The sequence below is a fragment of the Arthrobacter sp. CAL618 genome, from assembly GCF_000468215.1.
GTDB lineage: Bacteria > Actinomycetota > Actinomycetes > Actinomycetales > Micrococcaceae > Arthrobacter_D.
Window position 1 is genome coordinate 1 of sequence record NZ_ASZW01000021.1, and the last position, 9,534, is coordinate 9,534.

10 protein-coding genes and 1 pseudogene are annotated in these 9,534 nt (G+C 64.5%); 4 read left to right on the top strand and 7 right to left on the bottom strand.

Annotated features, from left to right (window positions below; translation table 11 throughout):
• Positions 1-133: 133 nt before the first annotated feature.
• Together K728_RS22835 and K728_RS22840 are read left to right on the top strand one after the other, a co-directional pair.
• Positions 134-178 (top strand): annotated as a pseudogene (locus K728_RS22835) (hypothetical protein); the annotation flags it as partial.
• A 140-nt stretch (positions 179-318) separates the two neighbouring features.
• Positions 319-714, top strand: coding sequence for an ATP-binding cassette domain-containing protein (locus tag K728_RS22840; RefSeq protein WP_337587477.1), 396 nt, complete (start codon positions 319-321; stop codon positions 712-714).
• Between the two features lie 196 nt (positions 715-910).
• Here K728_RS22840 and K728_RS22845 read toward each other — a convergent pair whose 3' ends face one another.
• Both K728_RS22845 and K728_RS22850 read right to left on the bottom strand, forming a co-directional pair.
• The gene (locus K728_RS22845) at positions 911-2,260 is read right to left on the bottom strand and encodes a Y-family DNA polymerase (protein WP_024475578.1); all 1,350 of its coding nucleotides are present in this window, start codon (positions 2,258-2,260) and stop codon (positions 911-913) included.
• Between the two features lie 9 nt (positions 2,261-2,269).
• Positions 2,270-2,701 (bottom strand): LexA family protein, encoded by a 432-nt coding sequence (locus K728_RS22850; protein WP_024475579.1) that lies wholly within the window; start codon positions 2,699-2,701, stop codon positions 2,270-2,272.
• Positions 2,702-2,880: 179 nt separating this feature from the next.
• Between K728_RS22850 and K728_RS22855 the strand changes: the two genes are divergently transcribed.
• A complete protein-coding gene (locus K728_RS22855) occupies positions 2,881-3,321 on the top strand; it encodes a hypothetical protein (protein WP_193353909.1) in 441 nt (146 codons plus the stop codon).
• Positions 3,322-3,468: 147 nt separating this feature from the next.
• Here K728_RS22855 and K728_RS22860 read toward each other — a convergent pair whose 3' ends face one another.
• The 5 genes from K728_RS22860 to K728_RS22880 form a co-directional block, all read right to left on the bottom strand.
• Positions 3,469-4,989, bottom strand: coding sequence for a CYTH and CHAD domain-containing protein (locus K728_RS22860; protein ID WP_024475581.1), 1,521 nt, complete (start codon positions 4,987-4,989; stop codon positions 3,469-3,471).
• 7 nt (positions 4,990-4,996) lie between these two features.
• On the bottom strand, positions 4,997-5,236 hold the full coding sequence (locus K728_RS22865) for a hypothetical protein (RefSeq protein WP_024475582.1): 240 nt from the start codon (positions 5,234-5,236) through the stop codon (positions 4,997-4,999).
• Positions 5,237-5,553: 317 nt separating this feature from the next.
• Positions 5,554-6,174, bottom strand: coding sequence for an L-threonylcarbamoyladenylate synthase (locus K728_RS22870; protein WP_019481432.1), 621 nt, complete (start codon positions 6,172-6,174; stop codon positions 5,554-5,556).
• A gap of 28 nt (positions 6,175-6,202) precedes the next feature.
• Positions 6,203-8,110, bottom strand: coding sequence for a M64 family metallopeptidase (locus tag K728_RS22875; RefSeq protein WP_019481433.1), 1,908 nt, complete (start codon positions 8,108-8,110; stop codon positions 6,203-6,205).
• Positions 8,107-8,586 (bottom strand): hypothetical protein, encoded by a 480-nt coding sequence (locus tag K728_RS22880; protein ID WP_024475583.1) that lies wholly within the window; start codon positions 8,584-8,586, stop codon positions 8,107-8,109. Before K728_RS22880 ends, K728_RS22875 begins: the two co-directional genes overlap by 4 nt.
• Positions 8,587-8,770: 184 nt before the next feature.
• Here K728_RS22880 and K728_RS22885 point away from each other — a divergent pair.
• On the top strand, positions 8,771-9,534 hold a 764-nt coding region (locus K728_RS22885), incomplete at its 3' end, for a S8 family serine peptidase (RefSeq protein WP_024475584.1).

Sequence of the window (9,534 nt, forward strand, 5' to 3'; positions counted from 1 at the left end):
CCGCGCCGAACGGCCGCCGGGGGCCAGCGTCTCTTCGCTCGAGCTGCGGGGCGCTTCCTACACCTACCCGGATCAGACGGCTCCCGCGTTCTCGGACGTGTCCCTGGATCTCCGCCGGGGGGAGTGGCTTGCGGTGACCGGCCCTTCCGGGAGCGGGAAATCGACCCTGCTCGGTGCGCTGCTCGGATTCCTGCCGATGCGGGAGGGAAGCTATCTGATCAACGGGGAACCCGTCGGTCTGGCGCGGGCCGGAACGNCGCCACCGGTGCGCCGCGCATCGCGTGGTGCCCCCAGGAAGCCCACCTGTTCCAATCCAGTATCCGGGCCAACCTCGCCCTGGCCCGCACCCCGGCCGACCCACCATCCGAGGCTGAACTTGCTGCCGCTTTGGCCCGGGCCGGGTTGGGCGATTTTGTGCATAACCTGCCCGCAGGACTGGATACCCAGGTTGGGCCGGGCGGCACCTGGCTTTCCGGCGGGCAGCAACAACGCCTCGCCGTTGGCCGGGCCCTGCTGACGAGGGCCGACGTCGTGCTCCTCGACGAACCGACCGCCCACCTCGACCCGGTGGCGGCCCGGGATCTGCTGGCCGATCTGCGTGCTGGACTGGCCGACAGGTTCGTGGTGATGGTCACCCACAATCAGGAAGAGGCCGCGCTGTGCGAGCGGGTTCTCGAGCTCTCGGGTAGGGCCAGACAGGACGCAATCGCCTAGCACCCGGTCCCGGGAAGTACTGTGACCAGGCAGCGCCAGTATCGGGACAATACCGCGCGCGTCACCGGCGGGGCCTATCGTGCCGGCGAATTCAGAACCGGCCGCAGAGTCATTTGCTTGAGGGGGACCAAGGCCCACCCGTGGTCAGTGGTCGGCAGTACTTTCATCCAGTCGGCTTTTACTCAGTTGGCCTTACTCAGTCGGCTTTCACAATGGCGAGTTCATCCCACTCGGTGGTGTACCGGGGGGAGGAATACCGGCGGCTCATGGTCCAATCGGCCGGGGCGCACATACCGGCCCGACCCAGTCCGATACTTCCCGTACCGTACTTCTGGGTCACCTCGCCGAGGAGCGCTCCGATGTTGCGCCGCTCGTGCACCGAAACGAAGACGTCCAGTTGCGGTTGAAACCCGGCGGGGGACAGATCGGTGAGCATCACCCCGGCCCGAGCGTAGGGGACCCCCTCCCCAAGGTGTCCCTCAAGGGCCCCGACAGCCGCCCGCGTCAGGACCACCGGATCAGCGGTCGGGGCGGTCAGTCTCACGGTCACGGACGGGAAGGAGGAAGCAGTCCGGTGGAAATGTGATGTGCCAGCAAAGACGGTCATGCTCTTGGCGAGTTGCTTCGCCCGGGACAGGCGCACCGCCGCGGCCTGCGCGTAGAGACTCATCACCTGATGCATTCCAGCGAGCGTAGTGACCGGCGTCGAAAATGAGCGGGAAAAGATCATCTGCTTTTTGTCCGCGCGCTCCGTTTCCAGTTCGATGCACGGCACACCGCGCAGCTCCAGGATGGTGCGCTGCATGAGGACCGAGAATTTCCGTCGCATCAACAACGGGTCAGCGGCACGAAGGTCAGCGATGGTAAACACGCCGATGGCATTGAGCCGTTTTCCGAGCCGGCCAGCAATACCCCAGACCCCGGTGACCGGGACCCGCGACATGATGTGGTCGATGTGGGCCCCGGGCATGGTGTCGAGATTGCAGACGCCACCCATCGCAGGGTTTTGTTTGGCCACCCGGTTGGCGAACTTGGCAAGGGTCTTGGTCGGGGCGATTCCGACGCAGACCGGCAACCCCGTGTGCAGCGCCATGGCGGCCCGGATGGCCCAGCCTTGATCCTGTAAGGACTGCGGCGAACCCGCGAGACCAAGAAAGGACTCATCGATCGAGTACACCTCCTGCCAGGCGGCGAAGCGTCCCATCAGCTCCATGGCCCGTGAACTCAGGTCTCCGTAGAGCTCATAGTTGCTGGAGCGCTGAATGAGCCCCCAGCCGGGAGCTTGGGCGGAGATTTTGAACCACGGCTCGCCGAGCGGAATGCCGAGGGCTTTCGCCTCATTGGACCGGGCCACCACGCAGCCGTCGTTGTTTGACAAGACCACCACCGGGACGCCCGCCAGGCTGGGATCGAAGACACGTTCGCAGCTGACGTAGAAGCTGTTGACGTCGACGAGAGCTATCCGGGACGGTTTGGTACGGTCGGCTGCTGCCGCCGACGGGTAATGGCCCGGGCCATCGGGCATCCGGGAATGGTAATCGGTCATCGCAGCGGCTTACACGTAGTGCAGGCAGCGGGTGACTACCCCCCACACCGACAAGTCGGACAGTTCAGCGACAGTGATGTCCGGATAGTCGCGATTTTCCGCTTTGAGGATGACCCCGGTGGCGCCAAGGTGTAGCCGTTTGATCGTCAACTCGCCGTCCAGGATCGCCACCACCACCGAGCCGTGGTGGGGCGCCAACGACCGGTCCACGATCAGCTCATCCCCGTCGTTGATACCGGCGCCGGACATGCTGTCGCCGGAGACCCTCACGATGAAAGTACAGGTGGTGTCTTTGATCAGGTGTTTGTTGAGGTCAATCCCGCCGTCGTAATAGTCCTGTGCGGGCGAGGGGAAACCTGCGGGAACGGAGACCGGCGCGACGTCGGTGAAGTGGCCTGGCGGGGTTCCGTGTAACTGAGCAATATGGGCTACAACGGTCACGGCATCCCTCGATTAGTACATATATTCGAACGAAATAAGCGTAGCACCCGACCCGGACCTTTCAGCGGGGCAGCGTCAAAAGTGTGGTCGGCTCAGTGCTAGATTTCACGGGGACGCGGCAACACCACGGGCGGCTAATTGCTTACCGGGTGACCGACTGAAAGCGGATTGGGGAACGAGTGATGGACTGGATCCGGTTCCCTGTGATGGCGATTGTTGCCGCGGGATTCGGCTTTGCCGGCGGGTGGGCAGCGATTGCTGCGGACCGTCATCGCCGCACGCCCGAGGCTGTGACCGCCGGTCAGGTTGAAGTGCCTGAACCCCCTCGGCTGCGGGAAGCTGACTGGGCCGTGTACTGGCAGAAGGACAACATCTGGGTGTTGACCAACACCGGATCAGCCAAGGCAACTGCGGTCGACGTGCAATTCGAGCAGTTCGCTGTGGAGTCCTCGAATCTGCGAAGCACCATGCAGACCTCGGGGGAGGCCACGTTCAGTGGCTATCTGCGGGGAAAAAAGCCAGCCGTGCTCATCTCGTGGGCCACGGAAGACAGCGAACAGCGGGGCCCCGCGCGACGCGCCATCCCGCTTCAGGGCAACCGCCGCTGGCAGGACTGGTGAACTACCAGGACCGGTGATCCGACGCGACCGCTGACCTGCTAGCACTCTCCGAAGCCGCCGTTGTTTCGCTCCGGCAGCTCGGCGGAAGCATCCCACCGTGAGCGGTTCCAAGGCTGGGTGGGGTGGGTCATGGTGTGCGCTCTCCGGTCAGCTGAGCTTCCTGATGCTCTTCCGGAATTTTCTTTCAGCATCGGCCTGGATCGAATTCTCGGCCTCATGAAGCACTCCGTAGGCGTAAGTGTTCTCTCCGGCCCGTCGCGCCGCACGGGATGCTTTGAGGAGATACTCCTGAAAGAGGACGCTGTCGCGGTGGGTTCCCAGAATGTCCTGGATCTTCTCCGACGACTTCATTGACTTTCCCACCTGCCCGCCGAAAGCGAATCCCGAGGCCCCCTCAACCGACCTGATCGCGTAGCGCAGGCGCTTGGACCTCTTGCGCACCTCATGCAGCAACTCCAGCTGGGAGTCCAGATCTGATGCGCGGCTGGCACGTTGAGCGGATTTCACCACGATCTCCTGCTGGCGGTTGACCGCTGGCGGAAGGTTCGTGGCAGCCTTCCCGCCGTTGTTCTTCTCGCCCTTCAGCGGGACCCGGGCGGTGAACTCGTCAAGGGCATCAAGGGTAGCGAAGTATTCAGCGGAATTGAGGTCCCGGAGGACTGCCGAGTAGGCCTTCTGGTACCGGGCGGCCGATGACTTGTCCAACCGCCTCATCACGTGCCGGGGGATTGACCCCGGTGGCCGGTTGGCAATGCGGGTCACGATCAGCGCCTGCATCACTTCCGCGTCACGGGCGGCGCTGAGATTCCGGCCGAGTGACTTCAGCTGACCTTCGAGCTCGCCCGCCGGGCCGCCCTCCAGCAGCGGCCGATAGGTCTTCAGCATGCTACGCAGAGTGCGAGCCTTCACCCGCAACTGGTGCAGCGAACCTGCCTCGTGGCGGCGCACCCGCGGATCCCACGCCACCAGTTCGGCGGCCACCTGGCGGAACGAAGCGGTCAGCACATTCCGGACAGAGCCGGGCTTACCGTGGACCGGAGCGAGCTGGGGTTGGCCACCCATGGCCCGGGCCAGTTTCGACGTGCTGGCGGCTGGGGCGGCGCCAGCGTTCAACAAGGAGTGCTCGACGGCGTCCACCAGGGCCTGCCTGGCATCATCGGGAGCGGGTTCTCCGCCCTGCACTTCTGCTTCCCATTCCCGCCAGGACCGTTCGACGCCGGTGGTCAGGTCCTCTGCGTCGACCACATCATCGCTGATTTCGATCAGCGGGGTGCCAGCCGCATCCACCAGAGTGGTGATGGTGCGGGTGGTCGTGATTCGTGCAACTGGTTCGAGGGCACTATTCCTGACATGGACCCGAACCAGATCGAGTACCTCCGACGGCGGTGTATCGCCCGTGCCGGACAGCGGCACCTGGACCTCGAGCCGGTCCGCGTCCGCCGGGAACTTGGTATGCCAGCCCTCGTCTTTGCCCCCGCGCCGCCGTCGCAGGGTTATTCCGTGGCGCAGCAGCGACCGGTCCGGCAGATCGAAGTACAGGGCTTCCAGAACCACGGTACCGCCGTCGTCCGCGCTGGCCACGCCGGTGATGCCGGTGAGGTCGGGGACCACCTCATGGGTGCCGACGTCGTACTTGCGTTCGATCTCAAGAGATTCGGTGCGTGTCATGGTCTTATTATTGCGTCTGGTGTCCAGCGCCCGTGTGTCCCGAGGGGACGGGCTGGACAGCTGCGTCGACCGCGGCAGCCGACAAATCGTCAAAAAGTTGCTGGGTTTCCCTCACATCCTGTGAGGTCCCGCCCGACCGGAGAATCACGTCGATCTCCGCATCGACCTGCTCCAACTGATGGAGGAGATCCTTGTCGGCGCCACTATCACGCAGCCGTTTGATGGTTAGTTCGTTTGAATAGCTCATGTCTGGCCTCCAGCCGGTCGACGGTGTTCATCCCCGGGCAAGGTCTGCCCTGGGCGACGGGTTTACTGCCGGTGCTGGGAAACCTCTAACGGTGCGAGTCGAGAGTGAGGCGCGCAGTTCGTACCGCGTAGCTGATTCGTGGGGCGCCTCGCAGGACGAAACAGGAAGGATCTTGCCTGTCTGAGAGCGGTGCTGTCTGTTCACGGGATACCTTAACGTGCTGGCTCGCCGTGCGGTCAGACGGTGATGAATGCCCAAAACGACGGTAACCGAGGCCGTCTAGGGCTGAGAATACCCCACGTAGCTGGCAACACCACTCACTCGAACCGGGACGGGTCGCCCATGCCGTGACGCACCACTTCGGCGGAGCCGCTGGAAAAGTCGATCACGGTGGTCGGTTCGGCGCCGCAGTCGCCCGAATCGATGACCGCATCCACCTGGTGGTCGAGCTCTTCCTTGATTTCCCAGCCTTGGGTCAGCGGCGTTTCCTGATCGGGCAGCAGAAGGGTGCTGGACAGCAACGGTTCGCCAAGCTCGGCGAGCAGGGCCTGCACCATCCGGTGATCCGGAATCCTGACACCCACGGTCTTCTTCTTGGGGTGCAGCAACCGGCGCGGCACCTCCTTGGTGGCCGGCAGGATGAACGTGTAGCTGCCTGGCGTTACGGCCTTGATGCTGCGGAAAACATCGTTATTGATGTGGACGAACTGGCCAAGCTGCGCGAAATCCTTGCAGACCAGCGTGAAGTGGTGCTTGTTGTCGAGCTTCCGGATGGAGCGGATGCGGTCCAGCGCGTCCTTGTTGCCCAGCTGCGCGCCGAGCGCGTAGCAAGAGTCCGTCGGGTAGGCGATGAGCCCGCCGGACCTGACGACGTCGACGATCTGCCCGATTGCGCGCGGCTGTGGATCGTCGGGGTGCACATCGAAGAATTTGGCCATGCGAAGAGCATACGTCGCTGGTGGTAGGTCAGGTGATACCCAGTTGAAACCACCCAGCCCACCCCGTCGATGCGTTCCACCACGTGCTGTAGACGACGCTGTCCGATCCGATGACGAATACATCCAAATGTTCGGTCACCCGAGACACGGCGGCGACCTGGCTGCCCGGTTTCGCGACGCCGCCCGAAATGTTGAACCATCCTGCCCACCCGGTGGTGTCGTGCCACCAGGTGCTGTAGATCCGGTTGTCCGTGCCGACGGTGAAGAGGTCCAGGTGGTTGGAATACCGCGCAACTGCAGTGACCGGTGATCCGGCGGACGCCACGCCTCCGGAGACCTGGAACCAGCTGCCCCAACCAGTGCGGGCGCTCCACCAGGTGGACATGATCTTGCCGTCAGGGGCAGTGGTGAACAGGTCCAAATGATCTGGGTGGCGGGCCACCACAGTGACTGTCGCATCAGGCCGGGCGAGCTGCGCGCCGACCTGGAACCAACGGGACCAGCCGCTGCGATCATCCCACCAACAACTCCAGACCCGGTTGTCGGTGCCGATCGTGAATAGATCCAGATGGAACGGGTACCGTGCAATGGCCGTGACGGTCGCACCGGCTGCCGCGACACCCCCTGAGACCTGGAACCACCCGGACCAGCCGGTCCGCACGTCCCACCAGATGGACATGATCCTGCCGTCCGCGGCGGTGGTGAACACATCGAGGTGGTCGGCGTACCGTGCGAGGACGTTCACGGTCGCCCCGGCCCGGGCAACCAGGGTGCCGAGTTGGAACCAGTTGGACCAGCCACCCGATGAGCTCCACCACGCGCTGTACACCCGGTTATCGGTCCCGACGGTGAACAGATCCAGATGTCCGGAGTACCGGGCGACGGCGGTCACCGGTGATCCCGCACCTCCCGGTGAGGCGATGCCCCCCATGAGCTGGAACCATCCCGCCCAGCCGCTGCTCTGGTCCCACCAGTTGGACATGGTGCGCCCGTCGGATGCGACGGCGAACACATCGAGGTGTTCGGGGTACCTATCGATTACCGTGAGGGGCGTCTTTGCCCGCGCGGTCAACGCCGCCAGCGGTCCGATTCGGTTCCAGATCACCTGCCGGCAGATCCGGCAGAACGGCACCCCCAGGTCGCGCATCTTGCAGGCAAACTCCGGCCGGAACGCGCCGCAGTGGTAATAGTGGGCCCCTTCAAAAGCCCCGACCGTCCCGTCGGCCACTGGGCTGGGACGTGAATCCACTGTGCTGCAGTCCGGGTTGGTCATGGTGGGGATGGCGGTTGCCGCGTTGACGGCCCACCGCCACTTCAGGGACGCCCGGTTCCGGTTGATCGTGACGTTCGGTGCCCCCGGCTCCGGACCGGGATGGTGGTCCTGGCCGGTTTCGTCGCCGCCAGCATAGTACGGGTACTCATCGGCGAGCCCGAACGCGGTGTGTCCCATCTCGTGGATCCCGATTTCGGTGGCGCTCGCCGCCAGCGAATACGTCCCGATGGATCCGCCGCTGCCACCGTAAATCGTCGAATTGACGATCAGCAGCACTGTGGTGAATTCCGGTACCTGGGCAGCAGCGACCGTCAGGGCTGTCGCGGCGTTGCACAGCAGCAGACGTCTGATGCCGTTGCCGCCGAACGTGGAATCGAAGTAGGTTCGGACGGTTGCGCCCGTGCCGCCCGCAGCCGCCGGATCGTCTGCACCGGAATCGGTTGACGAGACATTGACCCGGAAGATGTTGATGGCTGGCGCCAGTTCGTTGAATGGCGGTGTACCAAGGAACGCATTCGCCAGTGCGGTGCAGGCGGTATCGAAGGAGGCCTGCTCCGCCGCCCGGAACCCATCCCCCAGGAGCACCACATTGAAGGCCCGGTTTCGCGGCGCCGAGCCCCGGATCTGGGTGGTGCCAATCACTGTCCCATCGGCGGTGGTCATTTCGTGTCACCTCGTCCCTCGATGGCAAAGCTGGTGATGTCGGTGACGCGGAAACCATCGAGTTGTCGGCCGTCCCCGCCGTCGCCGGGCGGTGCAGCATCCCGGCTGCCGGTGTCCTCCGGATCGGGAGCCGCAACGTCGATCAAGGCGATGGACCGTGCAGCGGCCGGGGCCGGGACGACGACGGTGAAAGCGCCAGTGGGCCGCTCCACCTGGACCCTGGTGATGGGCTCGCCCGGAGTTTCCGGGAACACCTCAGCGCTGTGAAGGTCACTGGTCCGCACCGGCACCCGGGTCAGGGGCGTGTCGTCGGCATCCCGCACCTCGGCGTAGCGGCCGGCTCTCACCTCCGGGTGTGCATCAAACCCGGTGACGGCGACATCGACGGGTTGCTGCAGAATCAGCCGGACGTCGTCGCCGTCGTACTCGAAGATCAGCCTGATCGCACTGGGCGTGGGCTGGGGGTTATCGGTCATGGCGGTCTTCTTCCGGTGGGTCTGGCCTTCGTCCTATCCTCCCGTCACGGGCGTTACTCGGCTGTTACCGTCAATCAGCGGTCCAGGCTGTTGCCGCCCGGTGCTTCTCGAGTAACGCCGCAGTAACGTCGGCGGCGTTATGTTGGGTCTTTATCCCATAGGAACCCAGAGGTAGAGTGCCACCATGATTGAATCTGAGTCCTCAGGTAGCCGACCCCGCGGTCAGGAACCGGAGACCACCGGTCGTTTCATAGTTGTTTTCGCCGACGCCGAGGAGAACGCTCCAGAGCTGCTTCGGTCTGCTGCGGGCATGTCCCATGTCGCTGATTCCCGCGACTTCGGCACCCGTGCCGCATCTCCAGCCGACACTGAGGGAGCTGATGCCACGTATTATTCCCACCTCGGGGTTGCTGTCGTGTCCGCAGATCCGCAACAGCAGCGGGCACTCAGCTCGTCGTCCGACGAGGGCACCGTCATCTCCGTCTCCCCGGAACTCATCCACCACGTGCTCACCGACGAGCCCGGGGGAGCCTCGTCGTCGTTCCAGGACAGCGCGCAGCTCACCTGGGGGCTTCAGGCCGTCGCCGCGGACACATCCCCCTTCAGCGGCGAGGGTATCCGGGTCGCGGTGCTGGACACCGGGTTCGACTCAAGCCACCCGGACTTCGCCGGCCGGCAAATCACCGTTGAGTCTTTCGTACCCGGTGAGACGGCCCAGGACGGGCACGGACACGGCACCCACTGCATCGGGACCTCCTGTGGCCCGCGGTCGCCATCCGAAGGCCCGGCGTATGGCGTGGCCTACGAGGCGGAAATCTTCGCGGGGAAGGTACTCGGCGACTCGGGGTCGGGCAGCGACGGCGGCATCATCGCCGGAATCGACTGGGCCATGGCGAACGGGTGCGCCGTGATTTCGATGTCGCTTGGGGCCGACATTCCGCAGGTGCA

What these genes read in the sequence shown, in the direction of transcription:
- K728_RS22845 (WP_024475578.1), bottom strand. Translation starts at nt 2,260, where the DNA reads ATGACCGATTACCATTCCCGGATGCCCGATGGCCCGGGCCATTACCCG.
- K728_RS22860 (WP_024475581.1), bottom strand. Translation starts at nt 4,989, where the DNA reads ATGACACGCACCGAATCTCTTGAGATCGAACGCAAGTACGACGTCGGC.
- K728_RS22865 (WP_024475582.1), bottom strand. Translation starts at nt 5,236, where the DNA reads ATGAGCTATTCAAACGAACTAACCATCAAACGGCTGCGTGATAGTGGC.
- K728_RS22870 (WP_019481432.1), bottom strand. Translation starts at nt 6,174, where the DNA reads ATGGCCAAATTCTTCGATGTGCACCCCGACGATCCACAGCCGCGCGCA.
- K728_RS22875 (WP_019481433.1), bottom strand. Translation starts at nt 8,110, where the DNA reads ATGACCACCGCCGATGGGACAGTGATTGGCACCACCCAGATCCGGGGC.
- K728_RS22880 (WP_024475583.1), bottom strand. Translation starts at nt 8,586, where the DNA reads ATGACCGATAACCCCCAGCCCACGCCCAGTGCGATCAGGCTGATCTTC.